Annotated in this window: 22 protein-coding genes, 1 tRNA gene and 1 pseudogene; 18 read left to right on the top strand and 6 right to left on the bottom strand. The window is 66.6% G+C overall.

Translation table 11 applies throughout. The features are described from left to right. Window positions 1-67: 67 nt before the first annotated feature. The gene (locus ARC23_RS10455; RefSeq protein WP_057497176.1) at window positions 68-988 is read right to left on the bottom strand and encodes a lauroyl acyltransferase; all 921 of its coding nucleotides are present in this window, start codon (window positions 986-988) and stop codon (window positions 68-70) included. 62 nt (window positions 989-1,050) lie between these two features. Between ARC23_RS10455 and dtd the strand changes: the two genes are divergently transcribed. From dtd to ARC23_RS10495, 8 genes are all read left to right on the top strand, one after another. Continuing rightward, window positions 1,051-1,491, top strand: coding sequence for a D-aminoacyl-tRNA deacylase (gene dtd / locus ARC23_RS10460; RefSeq protein ID WP_057497177.1), 441 nt, complete (start codon window positions 1,051-1,053; stop codon window positions 1,489-1,491). A 92-nt stretch (window positions 1,492-1,583) separates the two neighbouring features. Then, window positions 1,584-3,437 carry an RNA polymerase sigma factor RpoD gene (gene rpoD / locus ARC23_RS10465; protein ID WP_057497178.1) on the top strand — a complete coding sequence of 618 codons (1,854 nt, stop codon included), beginning with the start codon at window positions 1,584-1,586 and terminating at the stop codon, window positions 3,435-3,437. A gap of 246 nt (window positions 3,438-3,683) precedes the next feature. Further along, window positions 3,684-5,084 (top strand): type II toxin-antitoxin system HipA family toxin YjjJ, encoded by a 1,401-nt coding sequence (gene yjjJ / locus ARC23_RS10470; RefSeq protein ID WP_057497179.1) that lies wholly within the window; start codon window positions 3,684-3,686, stop codon window positions 5,082-5,084. Window positions 5,085-5,745: 661 nt separating this feature from the next. Further along, window positions 5,746-5,821, top strand: a tRNA-Ile gene (locus ARC23_RS10475). Window positions 5,822-6,006: 185 nt separating this feature from the next. Then, window positions 6,007-7,068, top strand: a complete 1,062-nt coding sequence (locus ARC23_RS10480; protein WP_080393065.1) for a potassium channel family protein — start codon at window positions 6,007-6,009, stop codon at window positions 7,066-7,068. A 139-nt stretch (window positions 7,069-7,207) separates the two neighbouring features. Then, entirely contained in the window at window positions 7,208-7,627 is a 420-nt protein-coding gene (locus tag ARC23_RS10485; RefSeq protein WP_057497181.1) for an H-NS histone family protein, read from the top strand. 103 nt (window positions 7,628-7,730) lie between these two features. Next, window positions 7,731-8,717: a glycoside hydrolase family 43 protein gene (locus ARC23_RS10490; RefSeq protein WP_057497182.1), complete on the top strand. Its 987-nt coding sequence runs from the start codon at window positions 7,731-7,733 to the stop codon at window positions 8,715-8,717. A gap of 57 nt (window positions 8,718-8,774) precedes the next feature. Then, window positions 8,775-9,200 carry a hypothetical protein gene (locus tag ARC23_RS10495; RefSeq protein ID WP_057497183.1) on the top strand — a complete coding sequence of 142 codons (426 nt, stop codon included), beginning with the start codon at window positions 8,775-8,777 and terminating at the stop codon, window positions 9,198-9,200. A gap of 32 nt (window positions 9,201-9,232) precedes the next feature. Here ARC23_RS10495 and ARC23_RS10500 read toward each other — a convergent pair whose 3' ends face one another. Further along, window positions 9,233-9,625, bottom strand: a complete 393-nt coding sequence (locus ARC23_RS10500) for a DoxX family protein (protein ID WP_057497184.1) — start codon at window positions 9,623-9,625, stop codon at window positions 9,233-9,235. A gap of 71 nt (window positions 9,626-9,696) precedes the next feature. Then, window positions 9,697-9,915 (bottom strand): annotated as a pseudogene (locus ARC23_RS10505) (glutathione S-transferase family protein); the annotation flags it as partial. 434 nt (window positions 9,916-10,349) lie between these two features. Between ARC23_RS10505 and ARC23_RS10510 the strand changes: the two are divergent. Continuing rightward, window positions 10,350-10,802, top strand: coding sequence for a PA2169 family four-helix-bundle protein (locus tag ARC23_RS10510; protein WP_057497186.1), 453 nt, complete (start codon window positions 10,350-10,352; stop codon window positions 10,800-10,802). A gap of 69 nt (window positions 10,803-10,871) precedes the next feature. On the opposite strand, the gene ARC23_RS10515 is transcribed toward ARC23_RS10510, so the two are convergent. Continuing rightward, window positions 10,872-14,222: an autotransporter domain-containing protein gene (locus tag ARC23_RS10515; protein WP_057497187.1), complete on the bottom strand. Its 3,351-nt coding sequence runs from the start codon at window positions 14,220-14,222 to the stop codon at window positions 10,872-10,874. A 188-nt stretch (window positions 14,223-14,410) separates the two neighbouring features. Between ARC23_RS10515 and ARC23_RS10520 the strand changes: the two genes are divergently transcribed. After that, window positions 14,411-14,611: a hypothetical protein gene (locus tag ARC23_RS10520; protein WP_057497188.1), complete on the top strand. Its 201-nt coding sequence runs from the start codon at window positions 14,411-14,413 to the stop codon at window positions 14,609-14,611. 75 nt (window positions 14,612-14,686) lie between these two features. Continuing rightward, a complete protein-coding gene (locus ARC23_RS10525) occupies window positions 14,687-15,037 on the top strand; it encodes a VOC family protein (RefSeq protein WP_057497189.1) in 351 nt (116 codons plus the stop codon). A gap of 30 nt (window positions 15,038-15,067) precedes the next feature. Here ARC23_RS10525 and ARC23_RS10530 read toward each other — a convergent pair whose 3' ends face one another. Then, window positions 15,068-15,373 (bottom strand): KGG domain-containing protein, encoded by a 306-nt coding sequence (locus ARC23_RS10530; RefSeq protein ID WP_057497190.1) that lies wholly within the window; start codon window positions 15,371-15,373, stop codon window positions 15,068-15,070. 222 nt (window positions 15,374-15,595) lie between these two features. Between ARC23_RS10530 and ARC23_RS10535 the strand changes: the two genes are divergently transcribed. The 3 genes from ARC23_RS10535 to ARC23_RS21085 all read left to right on the top strand — a co-directional run bounded on the left by ARC23_RS10535 (window position 15,596) and on the right by ARC23_RS21085 (window position 19,597). Continuing rightward, on the top strand, window positions 15,596-16,489 hold the full coding sequence (locus ARC23_RS10535; RefSeq protein ID WP_057497191.1) for an NAD-dependent epimerase/dehydratase family protein: 894 nt from the start codon (window positions 15,596-15,598) through the stop codon (window positions 16,487-16,489). 215 nt (window positions 16,490-16,704) lie between these two features. Beyond that, window positions 16,705-19,236: a methyl-accepting chemotaxis protein gene (locus ARC23_RS21315; protein ID WP_057497192.1), complete on the top strand. Its 2,532-nt coding sequence runs from the start codon at window positions 16,705-16,707 to the stop codon at window positions 19,234-19,236. A gap of 190 nt (window positions 19,237-19,426) precedes the next feature. Then, window positions 19,427-19,597: a hypothetical protein gene (locus tag ARC23_RS21085; protein ID WP_169050326.1), complete on the top strand. Its 171-nt coding sequence runs from the start codon at window positions 19,427-19,429 to the stop codon at window positions 19,595-19,597. A 57-nt stretch (window positions 19,598-19,654) separates the two neighbouring features. Here ARC23_RS21085 and ARC23_RS10545 read toward each other — a convergent pair whose 3' ends face one another. Next, window positions 19,655-21,697 carry a TonB-dependent receptor domain-containing protein gene (locus ARC23_RS10545; protein ID WP_057497193.1) on the bottom strand — a complete coding sequence of 681 codons (2,043 nt, stop codon included), beginning with the start codon at window positions 21,695-21,697 and terminating at the stop codon, window positions 19,655-19,657. A gap of 493 nt (window positions 21,698-22,190) precedes the next feature. Between ARC23_RS10545 and mdoH the strand changes: the two genes are divergently transcribed. From mdoH to ARC23_RS10565, 4 genes are read left to right on the top strand one after another with little or no spacing between them, the layout of a single operon-like run. Further along, entirely contained in the window at window positions 22,191-24,116 is a 1,926-nt protein-coding gene (mdoH, locus tag ARC23_RS10550) for a glucans biosynthesis glucosyltransferase MdoH (RefSeq protein WP_057497194.1), read from the top strand. Between the two features lie 50 nt (window positions 24,117-24,166). Further along, window positions 24,167-24,826, top strand: a complete 660-nt coding sequence (locus ARC23_RS10555) for an alpha/beta hydrolase (protein ID WP_080393066.1) — start codon at window positions 24,167-24,169, stop codon at window positions 24,824-24,826. A gap of 3 nt (window positions 24,827-24,829) precedes the next feature. Next, window positions 24,830-25,873 carry a sensor histidine kinase gene (locus ARC23_RS10560; protein WP_057497196.1) on the top strand — a complete coding sequence of 348 codons (1,044 nt, stop codon included), beginning with the start codon at window positions 24,830-24,832 and terminating at the stop codon, window positions 25,871-25,873. A gap of 10 nt (window positions 25,874-25,883) precedes the next feature. After that, a complete protein-coding gene (locus ARC23_RS10565) occupies window positions 25,884-26,615 on the top strand; it encodes a LytR/AlgR family response regulator transcription factor (protein WP_057497197.1) in 732 nt (243 codons plus the stop codon). Window positions 26,616-26,790 lie beyond the last annotated feature (175 nt).

The following is a 26,790-nucleotide window of genomic DNA, read 5'->3' on the forward strand; positions in this document are numbered from 1 at the left end:
TCTCTATGGGGGCGCCAGCGTCGTATTCAACATGGTGCGGCCGTCGGTCGCAGGCAACCGGCAGGCCTCAGTGCGGATGTTCCTCAGTCGCGTACGGGTCGTCCTCGCCGCTGCCCGGTGGCCGCAGCGTATAGCGCTTGTAGGTCCACTGGTACTGCGCCGGGTCGCGCCGGGCGATGCGCTCGATGCCGGCATTGAGCGCGGTGGCGGCCACCTGCGGGTCCGGATCGGCCACCGCCGGATCCGTCGGCTCGATGTGCAGGGCAAATTCCATGTCCGGCCCGATGCGTTCGCACCAGCCGTACAGCACGATGGCGCCGGTGCGCTCGGCCAGGCGGTTGACCAGGGTCATGGTCAGCGCCTGCACGCCGAAGAACGGCACGAACACGCCATCGCCGGCCTTGGGCTGCTGGTCAGGCAGGATGCCGGTGGCGCCGCCGTCCTTGAGCACCTTGAACAGCTGGCGCACGGCCGGGCCTTCGGCGCGCACCTGCTGCACGTTCTGGCCGCCCCGCACCAGCTGCAGGAAGGCATCGCTGGCCTCGTCCTCCGGCGGCTTGTAGACGATGGCGATCTGCCCGCGCGAGGCCAGCCACTGGTTCAGCAGCTCCCAGTTGCCGAAGTGCGGGGCGGCCACGATCACGCCCTTGCCGCTGGCCAGCGCCGCGTCGTACAGGGCTTCGCCGTGGCGCTGCTTCAGGTGCAGGCGCAGGTTGTCGGCCGGGCTCTGGCTCCACAGTCGCAGGGTCTCGATGGCCTGCAGGGCGGTGGAGCGCAGCAGCTCGCGGTGCAGGTCGCCGCGCGCGGCGGCATCCATTTCCGGGTAGGCCAGTTCCAGGTTGCGACGGGTGACGCGGCTCTCACGGGCGTTGAGATTGATCCACGCCCACGCCAGGGCGCGCGCGACCCCTCGCAGCAGCGGCCAGGGCAGGCGGGCGAACAGGGTGGTGGCGCGGTAGACCAGCCGGGCTTTGCGTTGCGGATTCATCGGTGCCAGTTTAGCCAAGGGCGCTGCTATCGTGGCCGGCCGTCTTGATTGGAAGCCCCCGCATGCTCGTCCTGATCCAGCGCGTCAGCCAAGCCGCCGTCCACGTCGAGGGCGAAGCAGTGGGGCAGATCGGCCCCGGGCTGCTGGCGCTGGTCGGCATGGAGCCGGGCGACAGCGAGGCCCAGCTGCAGCGGATGGCCGAGCGGCTGCTGGGCTACCGGGTATTCGCCGACGAGGCCGGGAAGATGAACCGTTCGCTGCGCGATACCGGCGGCGGCCTGCTGCTGGTCAGCCAGTTCACCCTGGCCGCCGATACCCGGTCGGGCATGCGCCCCAGCTTCACCAGCGCCGCCCCGCCGGACGAGGCTGAACGCGGGTTCAATCGATTTGTCGGGATCTGCCGTGAAAATCACGCCCCGGGGGTGGAAACTGGCCGATTTGGCGCCCATATGGTCGTCAGCCTGGTCAATGACGGTCCTGTGACCTTCCTTCTCAGGCCCTGAAGCCGCCGGGACCACCGCCCGGCAGGCGGGGCCCCGGGCTGGTATAATGCTACGTTCCCTATTTCCTACCCAGCCGGTGGCGCGAGCACTACATGGCCAACGAACGTCCTGCCCAATCCGAAATCAAGCAACTGATCAGCAAGGGCCTGGAACAGGGCTACCTGACCTACGCCGAAGTCAATGACCATCTGCCGGACGACATGGTCGACCCGGAACAGATCGAAGACATCATCGGCATGATCAACGGCATGGGCATCGATGTCCATGAAGTTGCGCCGGATGTGGAGACCCTGCTTCTCAACGACGGCAACACCGGCAACCGCGAAGTCGATGACACCGCGGCCGAAGAAGCCGCCGCCGCGCTGAGCGCGCTCGACACCGAAGGTGGCCGTACCACCGACCCGGTGCGCATGTACATGCGCGAAATGGGCACCGTCGAGCTGCTGACCCGCGAAGGCGAAATCGCCATCGCCAAGCGCATCGAGGAAGGCCTTTCGCAGGTGCAGGCCGCACTGGGCCAGTTCCCGGTCTCGGTCGAGTCGCTGCTGAACGACTACGAAGCCCACAAGGAAGGCAAGAAGCGCCTGGCCGAAGTGATCGTCGGCTTCAACGACCTGGCCGACGAAGAGCCGGCGCCGCCGGCGGCCGCTGCCGATGACAGCAGCGATGCCGACGCCGAAGGCGACGAGGACGAGGACGATGATGTCGACGGTGGCGAGGAAGAAGCCGCACCGACCGGTCCGGATCCGGAGGAAGTCGCCGCGCGCATGCAGGCGCTGACCGATGCCTTCAACGCCTTCAAGAAGGCCGCGACCAAGGGCGACAAGAAGAACCTGCCGCGCCTGCGCGAAGAAATGTCGGCGGTGTTCGTCACCCTGAAGCTGCCGCTGCCGCTGACCGACGTGCTGACCAAGCAGCTGCGCGACACCATGGCCGACATCAAGGCCCATGAGCGCCGCGTGCTGAACCTGGCCACCGTCACCGCACGCATGCCGCGCAAGGACTTCATCCGTTCCTGGGAAGGCAACCAGACCAACCTGGAGTGGGTGGAAGACGCACTGAAGCGCAAGCAGAAGTGGTCCTCGGCGCTGCGCGAAGTGAAGGACCAGATCATCGCCGAACAGCAGGCGACGATCGACATCGAGACGCTGACCCAGCTGGACCTGGAAGAGCTGAAGGAAATCAGCCGTGCCATGGCCTACGGTGAAGCCAAGGCGCGCAAGGCCAAGAAGGAAATGGTCGAGGCCAACCTGCGCCTGGTGATCTCGATCGCCAAGAAGTACACCAACCGTGGCCTGCAGTTCCTCGACCTGATCCAGGAAGGCAACATCGGCCTGATGAAGGCCGTGGACAAGTTCGAATACCGCCGCGGTTACAAGTTCTCGACCTACGCCACCTGGTGGATCCGCCAGGCGATCACCCGCTCGATCGCCGACCAGGCACGCACCATCCGTATTCCGGTGCACATGATCGAGACGATCAACAAGTTGAACCGCATTTCCCGCCAGATGCTCCAGCAGTATGGCCGCGAGGCCACGCCGGAGGAGCTGGCCAAGGAAATGGACATGCCGGAAGACAAGATCCGCAAGGTGATGAAGATCGCCAAGGAGCCGATCTCGATGGAAACCCCGATCGGCGACGACGAGGATTCCCATCTGGGCGACTTCATCGAGGACACCAACGTGGAGTCCCCGATCGAGAACACCACCAACATCAACCTGTCTGAAACCGTGCGCGACGTGCTGGCCGGGCTTACCCCGAGGGAAGCCAAGGTGCTGCGCATGCGCTTCGGCATCGACATGAACACCGACCACACGCTGGAAGAGGTCGGCAAGCAGTTCGACGTGACCCGCGAGCGCATCCGCCAGATCGAAGCGAAGGCGCTGCGCAAGCTGCGTCACCCGAGCCGCTCGGAGCAGCTGCGCAGCTTCCTGGATATCGATTGATATCTGGCGACGGCTGATGTGCTGGAAAAGCCCCGCTTCGGCGGGGTTTTTTTTGGGCGACGCATAGGGCTACGTGCAATAGATTAGTATCTATATTCGAAGTTGTTACGTAACAGTATTAACGTGGATAGGGGCAGGGGCATTGCGTTAATTGCTTGTAGAACAAGGTATTACAGAAATTAGATCGCTTGCGAAGGATCGGCATTTGCGTTAAATACGTAACACTATTCTGCCGGCAGACCCGCCATGGCCCGCCCCCCGTTGTTGCAGCCCCAGGACCTGATCGCTCAGCTTTCCCCCGGCCAGCCATTGCCGACGTCGGTCCTGGCCGAACGGCTGGGCGTGAACCGCATGACCCTCAGCCGCCTGGTTGCCGGCAGTGGTGGCCAGGTGGTGCGGCTGGGCCAGACCCGCGCGACCGCCTACGCGCTGCGCCACCCCTCGCGCGCCGGCAGCGAATGGCCGCTGTACCGGCTGCGCGAAGATGCCACGCTGGAAGAACTGGGCCGGATGATCGCGCTCAGTGGCGATACCTTCCACGTGGACGCCAGCCGCGCGCGGGCGAACCTGCAGCGTGCACCCGATGGCAACCTGCCCGGCTTCTTCCCGGGCCTGCCCTGGTACCTGGACGACCTGCGGCCGCAGGGATTCCTGGGCCGCGGCTTCGCCCACGGCCGCGGCCGTGCGCTCGGCCTGCCGACTGACCTCAACCGATGGCAGCGAGATGATGTGCTGACGGCGCTGGTGCAGGGCGGTGGGACCGAAATCGGCGATCTGCTGCTGGGCGGCGAAGCTGTGCAGACCGCCCTGGCGGCACTGGACGCACCACCGGACCGCGTGGATGCCGCCGACCGCATGCGCCAGTACCCCGAGCGCGCCAGCGCCGCCTTGGCCGGCGAAGACGTGGGCTCATCACCGGGCGGCGAGCAGCCCAAGTTCACCGCCACCGTGGAAAGTGCGGCCGGCCGGCGCGCGGTACTGGTGAAGTTCGCCCAGCCCGATGGCGGCGACGCTGCGCAGCGCTGGGCCGATCTGCTGGTCTGCGAACACCTGGCCCTGCAGACGCTGCGCGGCGCCGGCATGAATGCCGCCCGCAGCGAGCTGCTGCAGACACCCTCGCACACCTTCCTGGAGGTGGAACGTTTCGACCGCACCGCCGATCTGCTGGGTCGACGTGGCTTCGTCTCGCTGCTGGCGCTGTCGGCTGCGTTCACCGGTGAGGCCACCCTGGACTGGCCCTCTGCCGGAGCGCAGCTACAGGCGATGGGCTGGCTTTCTTCGCGCACCGTGCAGGCCATGGCGCGGCTGCACGCATTCGGCCGCCTGATCGGTAACAGCGACATGCACCAGGGCAATGTAGGCTTCCACTTTGTGGATCGCGGCGTGCTGCCATTGGCGCCGACGTACGACATGCTGCCGATGTCGCTGGCGCCGTCGCGGCTGGGCGTATTGCGGCAGGACGTACCCTTGGAAGCAGTGGCACCGCGTGGCAGTGGTGAACTGGAACACCTGCGCTGGGCAGCACCGCTGGCCACTGAGTTCTGGGAACGTGTGGCGGGGGATGCGCGTGTGGGGGCGGCTGGGTTGCGTGCGTTGGCGGCGGTGAATGCCGAGCGGGTAGCGGCGATGGGTGTGCGGTTTGGATGATTTCGGATGACCCATCTCCCGCGTTTCCCATGACCGGACCGCTCGTACAATCTTCGCTGCGCTTTGTGACGCACTTGGCTTTGAGGACTGTTGGAATCTGATCGCAGAAATTGCCTGGGTGCCGCGCTCGCTCAGTCGGATTCCCAGTCCGTTCAAAGCGTTGGAACTTCCGGAAGCTGCGTGCTCTTCCAGAGTGTGTCGCAATCAGCAATTGAGCCCTCTACCTTCCTTTCTGCACAGTCCTTGGCAGGTGCGCAACACACCTTCGTAGCCGGGCTGTCTGGCGCAACGGCAGGCAGTCCAAGGTCGAGCCGTATCCCTCGCCATCCCGGTGAGCCCCAAGGTTTCTGACCGGGTGGCGCGCAAGCCATACAAGACTCCGCGAGGAGCAAAGCTGCGGGCGGCCCTACGACCGTGTTGAAGCATCCGGTCGCCTCTCTCAACAGGAGGCGGAAGAGGTTCAACGAATCGCAGGAGAGCGAAGATGGGGCTGAAAGCGAGAGCGAGAAGGACTGTGGCGCTGTTCCAGGCGCACCTGCGGCAGATGCAGCACTAAGCGGAGATTGCCGAGGTGAGGCTGGAGCAGGGGGGCCAAGGCGCTCGCTGTTGAGGACTGAGTAGCCGGGCAGGGGCGGGCTCCACTACACTGTGGCGCTGCGCAGGGCCTATAGCTCAACGGTTAGAGCAGGGGACTCATAATCCCTTGGTTCCAGGTTCGAATCCTGGTGGGCCCACCACATCGGCGTTCAATGACGTCCACAGGCTTAGATTGAACCCGTGTGGCGCTCTGGCACAGCAAGGGTTATCGCCAAACGATCCGGGGAGAGACTGAGATCTGATTCGGTCAGGGCTGTGTCTCTTGGCTCAAGAAGAAAAGCAGCCTTCCTATCAAGATTTTATTCTCTGTAGCCATGAGGTATGGATGAGCCCTACTCAAAGTCCAGGTATCGGGCAGCCCCACTCCAAGCCCTACATGCCGGGTCGAATTGGGCGCACCTTGGAACGCGCCTCCTATCGTGACATGTGGATAGTCAGCGTCTTCGTCTTGCTGGCTTCAACAATCTATTTCGCGACTGCGCCGGAAGGACACGGAATCGAACAAGCCGGGGCTCAGAAATCAGACTTGCTCGATGCGGCTTACTTCTCTGTCGTAACTCTTACGTCGCTCGGCTATGGTGACTATCTGCCTGTGGGCGTCGGGCGAATCGTAACCTGCGGACTGGTCTTCTTCGGGTTGGCTGCGGTTGCGCTTTTCATAGGAAAGTTGGCGTCGGAAAGATCTCAGGCCACCCTGTTCCTTCTCCATACAAGTGATCGCGACAGACGATTGAGCGACTTCTCGGCAGCAATGGCTGGCGTGAGGGAAAAGCTGTGTATCAGTATCGATAATGCAAACGTCAATGATGTCAGTCGGCTTGTACAGGATCTCAATGGGAAGCTGGAAGGTGTTTCAAACTACGTGGCCTTCCACGCACACCACTCCAGCTTGGGAGTATATGGGAATGCGCCAGCGCTCAACAGGATGCTGATAGAGCTCAAGGCGTTATCACGTCCCATTGTCGGCGCAATGTCGCTGCCTGCAATCGATACCGAGTCGCAGAGGCGCTTGGACGTTGCCGTGGGGCGTATTGTTAGCTTGGTCAAGTTGGTTATCGAGATGCAGTCAAATCGAGTGCTCGATTGGACTGGGACGGTATTGACTCGGATTGGTTTTGCCAAGGCAACAACTGATATCTCCAATGCACAACGAAAGCTCGAGAACGGCTTGCTGGCGGAGATCGAGCTCGGTCGAAGGAAGGCAGCGACAGTGATCACTGAGGCGGTGCTGGCTCAGGTACTTTCTGCTTGCCCGGCGGGGCCACTCCAGAACTGGCCCCGCCATGACCACAAGCGCATTGCTGTTGAGCTAAGGCTCAGTAATAAATTCGTTACGCGGGCGATTGAAAAATTGCGTGTACTAGGGCGATTGCCAAAAGCCAAGTGAGGTGACGACTGCGGCTCCGATCGCGTTTTTCCGATATCGCAGATACTGTCGCCGCGCGTAGGAAACCTCAATGCTGCGACTTGCAGGAAGAATTCAAGTCGGCTTGACATTCCGTCAATCATCATAGAATTTCCCCACCATGACTATCGATATCGAATCGCTCAGCCTGCGCGAGCTGGGCGCCCTGGTGGTGGCTGCCGAACAGCGCAGGGCCCTGATCACCACCCGTCGCCCGGCGGCAGCAGTGCGCCGCCTGTTGAAGGCCGCCGCGGCCGAAGCCGGGTACACCCTCGAAGAACTCTTCGGCGATGACGCTGTGGAGGACGCTGCGCCCGCGCGCAGACCCGCCCGCCGTAAATCGGCCAAAGTCGCCCCCAAGTATCGCGATCCGGAATACAAGCGCCTGACCTGGAGCGGCCGCGGGCGCATGCCGCGCTGGCTGGCGGCCAAGGTATCCAAGGGCCACAAGGTCACCGATTTCCTGATTCCCGGTCTGGCCAGGCCAACGGCGGGCAAGACCAGCACCATCGGCAAGCGCACCGTCATCAAGAAGGGTTGAGGCCCGTATCCCGCTCCGCATGCGACATGGGGATGCCGGCCTTCGCACCCGCATCTGAATCGATCTAAGATGTTCCCGTTGATCCAGCACGGGAGCGCACGGCATGGCGTTGGGTTCGTGGATGATGGCCGCCTGCATGGCGGTAGCACTGGCCTCGGGCGCGCAGGCAGCGCCGCCCGTCACCTCGGGTAATCCGATCCTGCAGGGGTGGTATGCCGACCCGGAAGCAGCGGTGTTCGATGGCCGCTACTGGATATTCCCGACCACCTCTGCGGACTACGATGCGCAGATCAGCTTCGATGCGTTTTCCTCGCCCGATCTGGTGCACTGGACCAAGCACGCTGACGTACTGAATGCCAGGGCGGTGCCGTGGGCCAGGCGCGCGATGTGGGCGCCATCGGTAGTGGGAAACAACGGCAGGTATTACTTTTTCTTCGCTGCCAACGACATCCAGAGCGATGGCGAGCTTGGCGGCATTGGCGTGGCTGTGGCCGATCACCCGCAGGGGCCGTACAAGGACCTGCTCGGCAAGCCGCTGGTGGGCGCATTCCACAACGGCGCACAGCCCATCGACCAGTTTGTTTTCCGCGATGACGACGGCGCCTGGTACATGATCTACGGCGGCTGGAAGCACGCCAACATCGTTCGCCTGAAGGACGATTTCAGCGGCGTGCAGCCGCTGGCCGATGGCACGCTGTTCAAGGAAATCACGCCGGCACCGGAGTACGTCGAGGGCCCGCTGATGTTCAAGCGCGGTGGACGCTACTACTTCATGTGGTCCGAAGGCGGTTGGGGTGGCCCGGATTACTCGGTGGCCTACGCCATCGCCGATACGCCCATCGGGCCCTTCAGGCGCATCGGCAAGGTGCTGCAGCAGGACGCGGCCATCGCCACCAGCGCCGGCCACAACTCGGTGATCCGGGTGCCGGGCAGCGACCGCTGGTACATCGTCTACCATCGGCGGCCGCTGGGAGACCGCGCGCGCGACCATCGGCAGACCGCCATCGAACGCCTCGAATTCGATGCGCAGGGGCACATCCTGCCGGTGAAGATCACCCACGCGGGTGTCCCCGCCGATCCGCTGCGCTGAGCCGGGCGGGGGCAACCGCGCTACCCTGCGCGGGTCCTTACCGCAGGGAGTCACCGCATGGCAGACAACGGCAACATGACGATCACACCCAGAGCGCTGCACATCGCCGCTGTCGCAGGTGTGCTGATCAGCGTGCTGGCGTGGTCGGTGGAATGGGGCGGGCTGGCCTATGTCTGCCCGTACTGCCGCGTGCAGCGCACGGTCATCGGCGTGCTCGGTGTGCTGCTGCTGTTCGCGCGACCTGGCCGCATCGTGGTGCCATGGCTTGCCTACACGAGCGGCGGTTTTGCCTTCGTGGTGGCGGCGATGCAGCACTTCAACGGCTGGAAGCGCATTTCCGCCGGAGAATTCAGCCTCAACGCGCAGTGGTACATCGACCCGTGGCTGCTGTCAGGCTGCGCGATGCTGATCCTGGTGGCGCAGCTGATGCTGGTGCAGGCGGCCTGCCGAGGCCCGCTGCATTCCCGGACGGAAGCCCGCTGACGCGCAGTAGCTGTCCAAGGGCCGGTTGCTGCCTAGCCGCGCCGGCTGCGCCCGTCGATGCTGTAACGCCCGGCACCGGTGCAGGCCAGCAACAGGAAGCCACCGGCCAGGCCCAGGTTCTTCAGGAACATGATCTGCTGGGTCGCGTCGCCGAGGTTGTGGTGGAAGACGAACGCGGTAACCAGGCTGAAGCCGGCCAGCACGATGGCGACCAGCCGGGTCTGGAAGCCGAGCAGGATGCACAGGCCGCTGCCGATCTCGAAGATGATGGTCGGCCACAGCAGGATGCCGGGCACGCCCATGGTTTCCATGTAGCCCTGGGTGCCGGCCAGATTGCCGAGCTTGCCCACGCCGGAGACCAGGAACAGCGCCATCAGCAGCAGGCGGGCAAGCAGGTAGGCAAGCGAGTGCGATGAGTGGCTCACGGGAGGTCCTTGCGGAGGGCCGACGAAGGCGATCGGAGCCCACCGGCGGTGAAGCCTGTGTGTAGGTGGCGCTACGCATTCTGGAACACCGCCCGCTGCGCGGCGAACGCACGCTGGTAGGCAGGGCGCTGCGTCGCGCGCGCCACGTACGCGGCCAGTGAAGGGTACTCATCGACGATGCCGCTGCTCTTCAGCCGCAGCAGCACCGCGACCATCATGAGGTCGCCGGCGCTGAACCCGCCGCCCAGCCAGGTGGCCGTGCCCAGGCCTGTCGAATCCTGAGACAGCCGTTCCGACGCGCAAGGCCGTGGGGAATCGACATCGACCACAGTGATCTGCACCCCGCCTGCACGCGTTCTGCACGCAAGCGCTGGCGCCCATCCCGCAGTCTGCCGGGGTCATCCACAGATGCAGGCAGGAAAAGCATGAATACTCCCGGAAAACCCAAGCCCAGCTGGCGCCAGAGAAATGTGCTGATGGGAGCGCTCGCTGCTGTGCTGGTGATCGTGCTGATCATCCTTTTCGTTCCCTGGTGACCCTGTCTGGTCGGTTCGATGTGAGCCGCACGCGGCTGTGGCGTGAAGCAGTCAGTGCGGGTTGGGTGAAGTGAGGCAGGCATCAATCGCTGCTCACCGGCGAACCACACGCACGTGTCCACAGTGGTCCCACAGGCAGCGCAATCGACGCCGCCTTTCTCCCCCGATCCAAAGACAGGAGCAACGCCATGAGCACCCAGTCCACCATCGAACATCGCCTCAACGACCTGATTGAAATTGCCCGCGACGGCCAGTCGTTCTACGAGGAGGCGGCGACCAAGGTGAAGGATGCCGAACTGTCGGCGCTGTTCGTCCGCATTGCCGGCATCAAGGGCCGGATCGTCGCCGCGCTGAGTGGATCGGTGGCTGCCAGCGGTGGCAAGCCGGCCGAGCACGGCACCCTGGTTGGTTCGATGCAGCAGTTCTACGGCAAGGTGCGCGCTGCGTTCGGTGACACCAACTATGGCTACGTGGCCGAGTTGGAAGAATCCGAGGATCGCCTGCTCGGCGCATTCAAGGATGTGCTGAAGGAGAACGATCTGCCGCCGGCCGTGCGCCAGGAAGTCACCCAGCTGCTGCCGGATGTGCAGGAGTGCCACAACGTGATGCGCGCGCGCAAGCACGCGATGAAGGCAGCCTGATCGTCGGGCGCAGGATATAAAAAAAGGGGCGGCCGCGAGGCCGCCCCAACCCGTCAAGGGCAGGTTGACTCAGAAGCGGATCGACCAGCGTGCGTTGGCACCATGGTCGCGGCTTTCACTGCCGAACTGGCCGCTGTAGCCCAGTTCCAGCTGCTGTCGCGGGCTCAACCACGCCGCCAGGCCGATCTCGGCCACCACCGCACTGTCGGCAATCGGCGCCCCGTTCACCGCAAAGGTGGTCGCGCCGTCAGCGAAGGCCAGGTTGGCCACCGGGCTGCGGTCACCCGAGGCACGGCGATAGCCGACGCCGCCACGCAGGTGCAGCCAGCTGTCCTGCTGGAACGACGCCTTCAGGCCCTTGTCGAAGCGCACGCCGGCGGTGGCGATGGTGGTGCCGGTGTCATCCACCTCGCCACGCAGTGCAGCCGCACCGCCGCGTTCGTTGATGCGCTTGAGGTCCACTTCAATGCGTGCGACCTGCAGGTACGGCTCCAGCCCGGCTTCCGGGCCACCGAAGCGGTAGCCAGCCTCGATGAAGGCCTGACGAGTGCGGGCGTCGTAGCGTGCGCTCAGGCTGTCGCTGAAGCCGGCGAAGCCGACTTCACGCGTGCTCTTCACTTCGTGCTGGCTCCATGCCACACCACCGCGCAGGCCGAAGCCACCCCAGCTGTGGCTGGCATAGGCACCGAAGTGCGTGTTGTCGATCTTCGACTTGGCGCGACGGTCCTGCTGCTTCACGTCGGTGCGGCCGGTACCGGCCAGCACACCCAGCTGCCAGCCGGCGACCTCGCGGTCGATGCCGACCAGCAGGCCGTTGCTGTTGGCTTCGGTACGGGCGGTATTGAAATCACCGTCCAGCTTGCCGTTGCCACCGATCGCCTGGACCCAGGCGCCGGTCGCGTCGCCGGCCTCGGCACCGGGTGCGGCGGCGCCGGCACGGCGCGACAGCGCGGCATCGCGCACATAGCGGCTGCCCTCGACCAGGGCCAGGGCCGTGGCCGGATGCAATTCGCCACTGAGGCCGTCGAGCACGCTGCCGACCTGCTGCGGGAACAGCTGGGTGAGCGGCTTGGGCAGGCCCTGGTTGATCGGCAGCAGGTCAGCGGCACCCGCCACCGCGCGCTGGTTGGGGGTGGCGGCGGCGGTGGTCAGCGAAGCACCGCGGGCGACGTCGATGCGCGCGCCGTTGGCACCGTAGGCCAGGCTGAACTGCAGGAACGGCGAGAACGCGCTGAAGTCGGTCCTGGCGAACTGGCCGCTGATGCCACCGTCGGCACGCACGACGTTGAACTGTTCGCCGAGGTAATACACGCCCGGTTCCGGCAGGGCGACCAGAGTGCCGCCGAGGGTGGCGGTGCCGGTCACGTGCAGCTGGTCACTGCGGCCACCCGGAGCCAGCTCCGCCGCATACACGCCGGTGGCGCCCTGCACGTAGTTGCCGTTGATGGTCAGCGTGCCGATCGAGTTGCCCGGCGCGATGATGCCGTCCACGCGGGTGTTGCCAAGCGTGCCGGCACCCTTCAGCAGGCCGTTGGCACCGACCGTGGTGGTGCCGCCGGTCTGGTTGCCGTTGAACGACACCACGCCACCGTTGACCACCAGATTGCTGTTCTTCAGCACACCGCTGGTGCTGACCGTGCTGACGCCACCGGTGGTGGTCAGTGCGGTGGCGACCAGGCTGCCGTTGAGCAGGAACTGGCCGCCCTGCACGTCGACCGCCGAGGTCAGCGTGTTGGTGCCATTCAATTCCAGGGTGCCATCGCGCAGCACTGCGCCATTGAAGCTGTTGTTGCCGCTCAGGCGCAGCCAGCCGATGCCGGACTTGGTCAGCTTGCCGGGGCCGCCGATGTCATTGGTCCAGTTGTCCCAGGCGTCGCCTTCCCAGACCTTCAGGCCACCGGCCTTCTGGTTCATCACCACGTTGGTGTCCACGCGCAGCGAGCCGTAGCCCTCGATGGCCTTCTTCAGGTCCACCATGCCCCAGCCGTAGATGGGATCGATGCCTGCTGCACCCAGGTCGCGTGCGGTGGTCAGCAGCACGTCGCGCACCTGCGCGTTGTCCAGATAGGGGAAGCGCTCCATCAGCAGGCCGAGCGCGCCGGTGATGTGTGGCGCCGCCATCGACGTGCCGGTCTTGGTGCCATAGACGTACTGGGTGTTCTCGCTGTCGATGATCAGCCGCACATAGGCGGAGGTGTTCTCGACGCGGCCCTGGATATCGCCGGACACGATGGTGCTGACGATGTCGGTGCCGGGTGCCGAGATGCACCAGTTGGCGGCAACGCCGCAGATGCTGGAACTGCCATCGATCACATAGTCGGTTTCGCCCGCAGCGGCGTTGGGCCGGCGGACGTTGGCCACTGCCAGCCAGTAAGGTTCCAGTTCCGGCTTCCAGCGCGGCATGGCAGCCGTGATTCCGGCGACCGCGCCGCTGCCGTTGCCAGCCGACCACACCTGGATGAGCGTGGAGCCCGGGGTATCGCCATCGCTGGCATAGATGCTGCCGTACACGCCGTAGTCGGCACCGATGTTGGCGTACTGCTGGTCCAGCGCGGCGGCGGTCATGTTGCGCGTGGAGATGCCCCAGCTGTGGTTGATGGCGCGCACGCCCTGTGCCTGGATCTGCGCATACATGTCCAGCGTCGCGGCGTCGTCCGGATCGGTTCGGTAGACCGCACGCGGGCGATAGTAGTTGTCCGGATCCAGGCGCCACTCATAGTAGGTGTCGCCGAACACGCGGGCGGCGGTGAGGTCCGCACCGAAAGCCACGCCATGCATGCCGGTGCCATTGCGGTTGGCGCCGATGGTGCCCAGCACATGCGTGCCATGGTCGGCGTAGCTGAAGCCATAGGGCTGGCCCGCGGCGATCAGGCGTGCGGCCAGTGCTGCCGGAACGCCGGCGCCGAGCCCGTAGTAGTTGTAGCCGGGCTGTTCGCCACGGGTCTGCCCGCACGCACCAGCGCCGGCGACCACGCCCGACGCCGCGCAGTCCGCGCCGATGGTGATGCTGGAGGTGTTGCGGCCGGAGAATTCGGGATGGGCCAGTGCCGAACCGGAGTCGAACAGCGCCAGGCGCACGCCCTTGCCGGTCAGGCCGCGTGCGTAGGCATGGTCGGCCCCCATCGCCGCGAGGCCCCAATCGGCGTTGAACTCGTCGCTGCGCCAACTGGCCGGATCCCCCGGGGTGCCGAGAATGGCGGAGGGATTCGCAGCAGGGGCAGCGGCCGTCGCTGCGGGTACCGTGCCGGTGGCAGGCTGCGCCCACGCGGCCTGCAGCTGGCGCTGCTGCTGCCAGGCATCAAGTGACTCGCCGGCCAGGGCGGGCAGCGCGGTAGCCAGCAGCAGCGAGCTGGCAACGGCAAGCGCCAGCGGGCGGTGCGACAGGGAGCGGGACGAACGGCCGTACAGCGGGTGATTCATCGGACAACTTCCTTGGTTGACGGACAACAACGCCGTTAACGCCAAGGCGGGACAACACCCCCCAGTAATGTGAAGAAAATTTTATGAACGCGTTAATTTTGCGTGACAGGGGCGTTCACGTGGTTTCCCGGCGGCCGCTTTACCGTGGGCCGGCCTGGGCTCACCAGGCTTATCAAGGAGTGATATCGATGCGTGCTTTCAGGAAAGTGATCGCTGCGGCGGTGTTCGCGTTGGCCTGTACCGGTTCGGTGGCCGTGGCCGGGCCGGTGGAACCCTGCGACCGGCCGTGCTGGCGGGCCTACCAGGCATGCCTGTCCACCGGCGGAGATGCGACCGAGTGCCAGCAGGCGTACAACACCTGCGTGGTTGATCTGTGCATGGGCGTGTGAGTCGCGCCGGTTGAAGCGGCATGATGTGGGGCCCCGTCAGCGACGGGGCTCTTCTGTTTCCGCCGAAGGAGTCTCATGGCTGTCAAACGTGTTGTCGCCAACATCGCCACTCCGGATCCGTCGCGTGCGGCGGCCTTCTACACCGGTCTGCTCGGCATGCCGGTGGTGATGGACCACGGATGGATCGTCACTCACGGCGGACAGGGCAACGCGCTGGCCCAGCTCAGTTTCGCCAGCGAAGGCGGCGGCGGTGCACCAGTGCCGGACCTGTCGATCGAGGTGGACGATCTGCAGCAGGTGCTCGACCGCATGCACGCGGCCGGCATCGCACTCGAATACGGGCCGGCCGACGAGCCGTGGGGGGTGCGTCGCTTCTTCGTCCGCGATCCGTTCGGGCGCCTGCTCAACATCCTGGCTCACCGCTGAGCGAGGCGTGCCGCCCGGCCTGCACCGTGCTCAGCCCTGCTGCCGTGGCGGGCGCTCGGCCTGCGGCTCATCGGTCCGCTGCTGTTGCTGTTGCTGCCGTGTGCCTGCGTGGCGGGCGTGGCCCCCTTCGCGGCCGATGGCGGCCATGTGCTGGCGGTCGCGGCTGATGGCCTGGCCGCCCTTGCGGCCGGCAACACGCGCTTCGGCCGGGCTGAATTCGTGCGCATTGCCGGAAGCATGCGCCGCACGGCCGCCCTTGGCCGCGATCGCGCGCTGCTTGTCCTGGTCCATCGAAGCGAAGCCGCGTTGGGAAGTGCCACGCTGAGGGGCGGCCATGGGTACTCTCCAGAGCAGGGTGGAAAGCGGCATGCTTGCCGATGCCCGGATAAGGCCATGTCCGCGTCGGCGGCGCAGCCCTCACGCCACGCCGCAGTTGCGTTCACGCGGCGCTACGGTAGCGAACACAGGGTTGGCGCCGGTGCTATCGCAGATGACCAATGGCTTGCCTAGAATCGCAGCATCCCGGTAGTTCCCGGGAGCCTGGAGTGAATGGACTCAATGAAGATCCTGTTGACCGGCAGTTCCGGGCGGATCGGACGCGCGATCTTCGGTGCGCTGGCGGCGACCCATGAGGTGGTGGGGCTGGATCGCAGCCCGTTCGCCACCACCCGCATCATTGCCGATGTCACCGACCGCCAGGCTGTGGCCCGCGCGGTGCAGGGCGTGGACGCGGTGATCCACACCGCCGCCCTGCACGCCCCACACGTGGGCCTGGTGCCCGATGCGGTGTTCCAGCAGATCAATGTGGATGCCACCGCGCACCTGCTGCAGGCTGCACGCGAGGCGGGCGTGCGGCGCTTCGTGCTCACCAGCACCACGGCGCTGTACGGCCATGCGGTAGTCGCTGGCGGCTGCCGTTGGATCGACGAGGACACCGAGCCGCTGCCGCGCACGATCTACCACCGCACCAAGCTGCAGGCCGAGGCACTGGCCGAGGCGGCGGTGGCGCCCGGGTTCAGCGTGCGCGTACTGCGCATGGGCCGCTGCTTCCCCGAACCTCCCGAGCGCATGGCGATGTTCCGCCTGCACCGCGGCCTGGATGCGCGCGATGTCGCCAGCGCGCATGCCACGCTGCTGCTGGATGCAGGTCAGGGGTTCGCGCGTTACGTGGCCTGTGCGCCCACCCCGTTCCGGCGCGAGGATTGCCTGGACCTGGCCGCGCGCCCGCGCAGCGTATTGGCCCGCCGCGCGCCGCAGTTGCTCGCCGAGTTCGTGCGCCGTGGCTGGCCATTGCCGCTCAGCATCGACCGCGTCTATGACAGCGCGCGGTTGCGCAGCGAACTGGGCTGGCAGCCGCGCTTCGGCCCGGATGACGTGCTGCAGCAGTATGCGGCCGGCAGCATCGAGGTCCTGCCGCGCGCGCAGTGGATCAAGGACCGCGTGGCCGAGTAGGGCGGCGGGTGTGCGGGCCACGCTTCATGACCCGTCCCTGAGCGGATTCAGCAATGTGCAGGCAGGGCGGCTCAACCTCGTTGGTGCGCGGCCGCTAACCCGGTGCGCTTCCAGTGCCGGGCCAGACCCGGCCGCCGGGGGCCCGCGCGACGGATCGCGCGCCTGCGCGGCGCCTCGCGGTGCCGGTCGTCCTGAACTGCCTTGCGGACCCTCCCATGCCATCTTCCCGCTCCGCCGCTGCCCGCCGCCCAGGCAGCATCGCCCACAAGCTGATGCTGGGCACTGCCCTGATCGCGCTGTTGTGCTTCGGCCTGACCGCCTTCCTGATCTACCGCCAGGCCAGTGCCAGCCTGATCGATGCCTCGCGCCAGACCATGACCAGCGAGGCCAATGCCGAGGCCCGCCAGGTCGCCGCCGACCTGGGCACCGCCTTCGCCAGCAACGATGCGATGGTTGAAGCCGTGCTGGCCCAGCGCGCACGGGGTGACGTCCCCGACCGCGCCAGCCTGGCCGCGGTCCTTGGCGAGCAGCTGCGTACCCATCCGGAATGGCTGGGCAAGAGCACCATGTGGGAAGCCGACGCGTTCGACGGCAAGGATGCCGCGTTCGCCAATACCGAGATGCACGACGCCACCGGCCGCTACATGAGCTACTGGGCCTGGCACGAGGGCAGGCCGCAGCAGTCGACCATGACCGACTACACCGAGGCCGCCGACGGCTCGGCCGACTGGTACGTGGTGCCCAGCCGCGACAAGTTGCCCAAGGTCAGCGAACCCTACGCCTACGACATCGCCGGCCAGCAGGTGCTGATGAGCACGCTGAGCTCGCCGATCGTGGAGAACGGCACCTTCCTGGGTGTATTCACCGTCGACTTCTCGTTGGCGGCCTTGCAGAAGCACCTGGCCACGCTGAAGCCGATGGGCGCCGGCCATGTCGAACTGCTGTCACCCAAGGGCGTGGTGCTGGCCTCGGCCAATGCCGCCGAGATCGGCAAGCCACGCAGCGATGCGTTGACCCGCAGCATGCTGGCCGGGATTGCGGCCGACCGCCGCTTCGAGGCGTTCACCCCCGATGCCGACGGCAACGTGCGTGTGTACGTGCCGCTGCGCGTGGGCGATGCGCCGCAGCGCTTTGCGCTGGGCGTGGTGATGCCGCATGCGGTGATCGTGGCCGAGGCGCGCCGGCTGCTGTGGCTGACCCTGCTGGTGGGCGTAGTGGCGGCGCTGACCCTCAGCGCCGGCGTGTATGTGCTGCTGCGCCGGCTGGCGATCCGCCCGTTGGCCGAGGCCGTGCGCGTGGCCGGTGATGTGGCCGCCGGCAAGCTGGACAGTACGCTGCCGGCGCGCAGCAACGATGAAGTGGGCCGCCTGCTCGACGCGATGCAGGGCATGCGCGGTCAGTTGCAGGCGGTGATGGCCGCACAGGCGGAAATGGCGCGGCGCCACGAGGCTGGTGAACTGAGCTATCGCATGGACGCGGCCGCGTTCCCCGGCGAGTACGGCCGCATGGTCGCCGACAGCAACCAGCTGGTGGCCGCCAGCAATGCCGTCACCCAGCGCCTGGTGGAGGTGATGCAGCGTTATGCGGTGGGCGACCTGAGCGTGGACATGGAGGCACTGCCGGGCGAGAAGGCGGTGTTCACAGCTGCAATGGCCACCACCAAGCACAACCTGGCCGCGATCAACGAGCAGATCCAGCAGCTGGCGGCGGCCGCGGCTGCCGGCGATTTCGCGGTGCGTGGCGATGCGTCGCGCTTCGATCATGATTTCCACCGCATGGTGGACACCCTCAACACCATGATGCAGGTCAGCGATCACAACCTGGCCGAACTGTCGACGCTGCTGCGGGCGATTGCCGCCGGCGACCTCAGCGTGCGCATGCAGGGTGACTTCCATGGGGTGTTTGCGGTGATGCGTGATGATGCCAACAGCACCGTGCAGCAGCTGACCGGCATCGTCGGGCAGATCCAGCAGTCGGCCGCCAGCATCCGCCTGGCGGCGGGCGAGATCGCTGCCGGCAACAACGACCTGTCGCGCCGTACCGAGCAGCAGGCGGCCAACCTGGAAGAAACCGCAGCCTCGATGGAGGAGCTGACCTCCACCGTGCGCCAGAACGCCGACCACGCACTGCAGGCCAATACCCTGGCCGGCTCGGCCGCCGATGTCGCCAGCGAAGGCGGGCAGGTGGTCAGCCGGGTGGTGCAGACCATGGAGCAGATCGAAGCCTCGTCGCAGCGCATCGCCGAGATCATCTCGGTGATCGATGGCATCGCGTTCCAGACCAACATCCTGGCGCTCAATGCTGCGGTGGAAGCGGCACGTGCCGGTGAACAGGGGCGCGGCTTTGCGGTGGTGGCCAGCGAAGTGCGCGCGCTGGCGCAGCGCTCGGCCGGCGCCGCCAAGGAGATCAAGGAACTGATCGATGCCTCGGTGGCCCAGGTGGGCGCAGGCGCGCAGCTGGTGCACGGTGCGGGCCGCACCATGCAGGAGATCGTCGGCCAGGTCGGCCGGGTCAACGAGATCATGGCCGAGATCTCGGCGGCCTCGCGCGAGCAGTCGGCGGGCATCGAGCAGGTCAACCAGACCGTGGTGCAGATGGATGAGACCACCCAGCAGAACGCCGCGTTGGTGGAGGAAGCCAGCGCCGCGGCACGCGCGATGGAAGAACAGGCCGAGCAGCTGGCGGTGGCGGTGTCGCGCTTCCGCCTGCAGGCCGATCCGGTGCCTGCATCGCGCCGCGCCGCCTGAACGGTGCCGCGGCCTGAAGCGATTCAGCTTGGGAGAGCGACCGGCAGAGGGCAATGTGGCGCCGGGACACCCCGGCGTCACCACCGATGGCCGCACCGTCACCCATCCGCCTTGTTTTTAGGATAGGGTGCGCAGTTCCGCTGCCGTTCCAGCTGAACCCGAATGGCGGCGGGATGTCCATGGAGGTTGCATGACCACACCCGCTACACCGGAAAACGCACCGGGACCGGTGCTCCTGCCGACACCTGAAGTGGTGCAGGCACAACAACTGCTCGCGCGCCAGCAACTGGCGGTGGCCATGGACCGTGCACGCACGGCGGCCACGCAGAACGCGGCACCGGCCGCGCTGGAAAGCGAGTAACGCGCAACGGCAATGATCGCGCTGGCACGTGGCCAGCGCGATCCTGAAGTGCTTCGATCAGAAGCGTGCTGTCATGCTGAAGAAGCCGCTGCGCCCAGCGACGAAGTAGTCGGTGGAGCCTTCGGCATACAGTTTCCTGTCGGCCAGGTTGCTGACGCCAGCGCGCACGGTCAGTACCGCGTTGACGTTCCATGCGACAGTCAGGTCATACAGGGTATAGGCCTTGAGGAAGGTGGTGGCTACGCCGCTCTGCTTGCCGGTGTACTGCGCCGACAGGCTGCTGGAGAACACCGTGTTGGGCGACCAGTCCAGCGAGGAGTAGCCCGAGAACTCCGGGGTGTCGATCAGGTTGCGGCCGGTGGTCAGGTTCCTGGCTTCCTTCATCCAGGTGGCCGAGGTGCGCCAGCGCCAGTGATCGCCGAAGCGGACATTGAGGTTGCCTTCCATGCCGCTGGTGCGCGCGCGCTGGACGTTGCTCATGCGCGTCCACCAGATGCCGTTGAAGCGGCCCAGCGGCGCGTACTCGATCTTGTTCCTGAAATCGGTGTGGAAGTAGGTCAGGCCGGCATCCAGAAGCTCATTGTCGAAGCTGATACCGATCTCGCGGTTGGTGCTGGTCTCCGGATCCAGGTCCGGGTTGCCGGCCATGTAGCAGCCGCCGCGGGTGTAGCCCAACGGGATCAGCGAGGTACAGCCACGACCGCCGGACTGGGTGGCGGCACTGGGCGAGTTCTCGGTCAGGCTCGGTGCGCGGAAGCCCTTGGAGACGCCGCCGCGGATCGTCCACTGCCCGGCCGGGTGCCAGACCAGGTACGCACGCGGACTGACGTGGCCACCGAACTTCTCGTGGTGGTCCAGGCGTGCGCCCAGGGTCAGTGCCAGGGTGCGGTGCAGCTTCAGTTCGTCTTCGACGAACAGTGCCCACGTATCCACTTCCAGGCTGGAGCCACTGACCGGATTGCCGGCGTAGTCGATCGGCGCGCGGCCGATGGTATCGGTGTTGGTCAGTTCCTGGCGCTTCCACTGGCCACCGACGGCAAACTGGTGCTCGATGCCCAGCGTGAACGGCGTGCTCAGGCTGCCTTCAATGATGGTGTCGGTAGCCTCGGAGCGGCCGGTCGCGCCGATGTCGTTCTTGTATTCGGTCCAGTACGCACTGATCTTCGAGGTACCGAAGCCCCACCTGCCATCGTGTGTGAGTGCCAGCGAGCTGCGCTTGAGTTCACTGGCCCCCCAGGCGCCTTCGTCCTGCTGCTCCAGTGCGGTGCCGATGAAGGCCTGCTGCACGCCGTGGCCCGCTTCAAGCGATATGTCCTGGGCGTCGCTCAGTTTCCATTGCAGCAGCGCATCCGCGTTGCGGTCCTTTTCGCCAGCGTAGGCATTGCCGTAGACGCCACCGTTGGAGCGGTCGGAATCGCGGCGCATGCTGTTGGCGCCGATGCGCAGGCCGATACGCTCGCTGAGCGGGCCGGAGAACGTCGCGCCAATCTGCTGGGTGTCGCCGCGCGTGTCATCGCCGGGACGGGTATAGCTGTGGGTGGCGCTGCCCCGCCACGCATCGCCGATGCGCCGGGTGATGATGTTGATCACCCCGCCCATGGCGTCGGAGCCGTACAGTGAGGACATCGGCCCGCGCACCACTTCGATGCGCTCGATCTGGTCAGGCGAAATCCAGTTCAGGTCCTGGCGGCCCAGGTCCGGCCGGTAGTGGGTGGAGGCCGAGCTGCCCATGCGCTTGCCGTCCACCAGCACCAGCGTGTAGTTGGACGGCATGCCGCGCAGCTTGATCTTGGACTGCTCGCCAGCCGCACTGAGGCCGCCGCTAACGCCGGGCACGCGGCTGAGCAGGGTGGCCAGGTCGTGCACCGGCTGCCGCTCGATGTCCTCGCGGCTGATCACGCTGATGCTGGCCGGCGCATCCTTGATCCACTGCTGGTTGCCCGAGGCGGTCACCACCACGGTATCCAGATCCTTGGTGGAGGCATCGGCGCCGGCCTCGGCGGCGGCCAGGCCGGGCACGGCCAGCAGGCAGGCGGTGGCCAGGGCGCAGGCCAGGCGGGTGCGCGGCAGGCGCGCGCAGCGGGGGTGGGACAGGGACATGACGGCTTCCATGGGAGGTGGGGGACCCGGTGGAAGCAGCAGGCACAGGCAATCGGCAGCCAGCCCCCTCCATGGGTCATCTGGGGTGCGCGGTTCGGACCGGCGCAGCTGGGTGGGTCTGGCCGTGCGGAGGACGGTGACCTGCCTGGTTGGTGAAATGATAACCGTTCGCGTTTGATACGATCCAGTACCCGGGGCGACGTAGTGATATCCATCGCGCGCCGGGCGGGCTCGCCTGCTATTTGCTGAATGGGGAGAAATCCCGGCGTAGACCTTCGCACCCGGCTTACATCCGGCGCCCTAGACTGGGCCGCATTTTCGATTCCGCCCCGTTGGAGATCGTGTGGGTTCCGGTAGTGACAGACATCGACTGTGGGGCCTTGGGCCGACACAGCCAGGACAAGTGCGGGCGCCGGGAAAGCGCGCCGGGAACCTTGGTGCATGCAGCCCGGCCGGGATGGCCGGCCGTGCCGACTGCGCGGAGTAGGCGGCAATGGGGGTGCAGAACATCCACGCCGAAGCCGATACGCCCGGGCTTGATGCCGGCTGGGCACGGCTGCCGGCCGAATCACCGTTGCCGATGCCCGAGCAGACCCTGCGCCAGGGCGCGCTGAAGGTCCGCCGGCATCGGACCTCGCCGCGCCTGATCGGCCTGCGCCGGTTCTATATTTTCGGCGGCACCCTGGCCATGACGGCCCTGGCCACGCGGATGATGTGGCGGGTGCTGTCGGCCAATGGCATCAGCGTGCTTGAAGCCTGCCTGCTGGTGCTGTTCGTCGGCCTGTTCGCCTGGATCGCGCTGTCCTTCGCCAGCGCCCTGGCCGGCTTCCTGACCGCGGTGTTCGACCGCGGCTACCGCCTGGGCATCGATCCGGACAAACCGCTGCCGACCGTGCACAGCCGCACCGCGCTGCTGATGCCGACCTACAACGAAGATCCGCGGCGCCTGCTGGCCGGCCTGCAGGCGATCTACGAATCGGTGGCGGCGACCGGCCAGCTGGAACGTTTCGACTTCTTCGTGCTCAGCGATACCCGGCGCGAGGACATCGCGCGCGCCGAGGAGCAGGTGTTCGCCGAACTGCGCGACCGCGTGCCGGACGGGCACACGCGCCTGTTCTACCGTCGTCGTGGTGACAACAGCGGGCGCAAGGCCGGCAACATTGCCGACTGGGTGCGCCGTTTCGGTGGCGCCTACCCGCAGATGCTGATCCTGGACGCCGACAGCCTGATGACCGGCGACAGCATCGTGCGCCTGGTGGCCGGCATGGAGCACAACGCCGATGTCGGGCTGATCCAGACCCTGCCGTCGGTGATCGGCGGGCGCACCCTGTTCGCGCGCATGCAGCAGTTCGGCGGCCGCGTGTACGGCCCGGTGATCGCCCGCGGCGTGGCCTGGTGGCATGGCGCCGAGAGCAACTACTGGGGCCACAACGCCATCATCCGTACCCGTGCTTTCGCCGACCACGCCGGCCTGCCGGCGCTGCCGGGGCGCAAGCCGTTCGGTGGCCACGTGCTCAGCCATGACTTCGTCGAAGCCGCATTGATGCGTCGAGGCGGCTGGGCCGCGCACATGGTGCCCTACCTCGGTGGCAGCTATGAAGAGGGCCCGCCGACGCTGACCGACCTGCTGGTGCGCGACCGCCGCTGGTGCCAGGGCAACCTGCAGCACGGCAAGGTGGTGGGCAGCCGCGGCCTGCACTGGATCAGCCGCACGCACATGCTGATCGGCATCGGCCATTACTTCACCGCGCCGATGTGGGCGATGCTGATGCTGATCGGCATCGCGATCCCGCTGTTCCAGGACGGCATCGATTTCAACGCCCTGCTGCACCTGTCGCCCAGCGTGTACTGGCGTGCCCAGGACGAGCAGCAGGTGGTGCGCCTGTTTGCTGCCACCATGGCGGTACTGCTGCTGCCCAAGGTGCTGGGCTACCTGGCGATGCTGCTCGATCCGGTCGACCGTCGCGGCTGCGGTGGCGCGATCCGTGCCTTCGTGTCGATGCTGGTGGAGACCGTACTGGCCGCACTGATGGCGCCTGTGGTGATGTACGTGCAGTCGCGTGGCGTGGCCGAAGTGCTGTCCGGCCGCGATTCGGGCTGGGATGCGCAGCAGCGTGACGATGGCGGCATTTCGTGGATGGCGCTGATCCGCGGCTATGGCGGCCTGGGCGTGTTCGGCGCGTTCATGGGGGTGCTGGCCTGGGCGGTGTCGCCATCGCTGGCCGCCTGGATGGCGCCGGTGGTGATCGGCATGGTGTTGGCCATTCCAGTGGTGGCGCTGACCTCCTCGCGTGGTCCGGGCGCCTTCCTGCATCGACTGGGCCTGCTCGACATCCCTGAAGAGAACATCCCACCGCCGGTGCTGGTGCGGGCCGCGCAGCTGCGCCGGGAAGCGGCCGAGCAGCCCCCCCTGTACTGATCGCCCCGCGCCAGCGGCATAATGCGGCTCGAACTTGAAGGAGCCGCATCATGCTGCAAACGGTGGAACAGGAAACCGGCGCCTCGCCGCAGTGGTCGGTGATCTGGCTGCACGGCCTCGGCGCCGATGGCCACGATTTCGCGCCGATCGTGCCGGAACTGGTACGCCCGCACTGGCCGGCGCTGCGCTTCGTGTTTCCACACGCACCGGTGCGGCCGATCACCATCAACAACGGCGTGCCGATGCGTGGCTGGTATGACATCGTCGGCATGGATTTCCGCTCGCGCGCCGACATGGCCGGCGTGCGTGAATCGGTGGCGCAGCTCGATGCGCTGATCGCGCGCGAGATCGAGCGCGGCATCGCCGCAGAGAAGATCTTCCTGGCCGGCTTCTCGCAGGGCGGCGCGATCATCCTTACCGCCGCGCTGTCGCGCACCGCACCGCTGGCGGGCCTGATCGCCCTGTCGACCTACCTTCCCGATGCCGATGCTGCCACCCGCGTGGAGGCGGCGGTGCAGGTGCCGGTGTTCATGGCTCATGGCAGCAGCGATCCGGTGATCCCGCAGCCGGTGGCCGCGCACAGCGCGCAGACGCTGCGCACGCTGGGGCTGGACGTGGAATGGCACAGCTACCCGATGGCCCACCAGGTCTGCGCCGAAGAAATCCAGGCGCTGGGTGACTGGCTGCAGGACCGGCTGGGCGCTGCCTGAGCCATGTCGCCGGCCAGCGCGCCTCCCTGGATGCCGGAGCTGTGCCGCCTGCCGCGGGTGGCGGCGATGCTCGGCCTGGCCGAGCTGGTGGTGGTGGTGCTGGCCCTGGCGCCGGATGGCAGTCGTCACTGGACCATCGGCGAACTGCTGTCGGCCAGTGGCTTCGCGCTGTGGCTGGCACTGGCGGTGACCGCCAGCCTGTGCCTGCTGCGGCAGGCGCTGTCGAACCTGCCGCAGATGCTGGGTGCGGTCACGGCGATTGCGCTGGCGGCCCTGATCGCGGTGGTCTGCGCCGGCATCGTGCATGCCCTGTACGCAGTGCTGGGTGACAGCTTCGCGCGTGGCATCAGCTTCTGGCGTTTCACCCTGGGCAGTGCGGCGACCACCGCGCTGATCACCGCCCTGGCGCTGCGCTATTTCTATGTGAGCGACCGTTGGACCGCGCAGGTGCAGGCCAATGCACGCGCGCAGGCCGATGCACTGCAGGCGCGGATCCGCCCGCATTTCCTGTTCAACAGCATGAACCTGATCGCCAGCCTGCTGCATCGCGACCCGGCGGTGGCCGAGCGTGCGGTGCTGGACCTGTCCGACCTGTTCCGCGCGGCACTGGGGGCGGGCGAGGGCGATTCCACGCTGCGCGACGAATGCGAACTGGCCGAGCGCTATCTCTCCATCGAATCGCTGCGCCTGGGCGAACGCCTGCAGGTGCGCTGGCAGCGCGATGAGCCACTGCCGTGGGATCAACCATTGCCGCGCCTGGTGCTGCAGCCGCTGGTCGAAAATGCCGTGCTGCATGGCATCTCGCGCCTGCCCGAGGGCGGCACCATCGAGCTGCAGCTGGCCTGCGAGGGCAACGAACTGCAGATCCGCGTGCGCAATCCGGCGCCCGACCCGCAATCGCCCGGGCTGGCCCTGGCGCGCGGCGCCGGCCACGCCCAGCACAGCATCGGCCATCGGCTGGCCTGGCGCTTCGGCAGCGGCGCGCGGATGACGGCTGGCTGGAGCGAGGGCTACTATGCCTGCCAGGTGACAGTGCCGATCCAGTGAGGGAACGACCGTGAGGGTAGTCATCGCCGATGACGAACCGCTGGCGCGCGAGCGCCTGCGCAGCCTGCTGGCGGCGCAGGAGGGGGTGGACGTGGTGGCCGAAGCCGGCAACGGCGAACAGGCGCTGCACGCCTGCGCGGAACTGCAGCCGGACCTGGTCCTGCTGGATATCGCGATGCCCGGATTGGACGGGTTGGAAGCGGCGCGCCATCTGGCCAGCTTCGAACCGCGGCCGGCCGTTGTGTTCTGCACCGCCTACGATGCACACGCGCTGTCGGCCTTCGAGGCTGCGGCCATCGACTATCTGATGAAGCCGGTCCGCGCCGAGCGGCTGGCTGCGGCGATCGCGCGCGCGCGCACGTTCCTGGCCGGCCGTGACGGCCAGCCGCATGACAACAGCGGGCAGCAGGCGCGCAGCATGCTGTGCGCGCGCCTGCGTGGCAGCCTGCGGCTGATTCCGCTGGACGACATCCACTACCTGCAGGCCGAAGAGAAGTACGTGGTGGTGCACCATGCGCGCGGCGAGGACCTGATCGAGGAATCGCTGAAGTCGCTGGAGGAAGAGTTCGCCAGCCGCTTCATCCGCATCCATCGCAACTGCCTGGTGGCACGCCATGAGCTGGTGGAGCTGCGTCGCGGCTCCGGAGGGCAGGTGCAGGCGGTGCTGCGGCATGGCAAGCAGCCGTTGGAGGTCAGCCGCCGCTGCGTGGCGACGCTGAAGCAGGAACTGCGGCATCTGTGAGTGTTCCGCGCGGCCTGCGGCCGCGACTGCTATGGCATCAACAGCAACAGCAACAGCAACAGCGGGTCGTGGCTCGTTGTTTCTACGTGCTGGGTTGGGCCGGGGTGGGGCGGCGGGACACGCTGCAAGTACATCCCTGTAAGCTCGATGGCGCCATCCATGGCGCCAACGGTCC

The organism is Stenotrophomonas beteli, assembly GCF_001431665.1.
Classification (GTDB): Bacteria; Pseudomonadota; Gammaproteobacteria; order Xanthomonadales; family Xanthomonadaceae; genus Stenotrophomonas; species Stenotrophomonas beteli.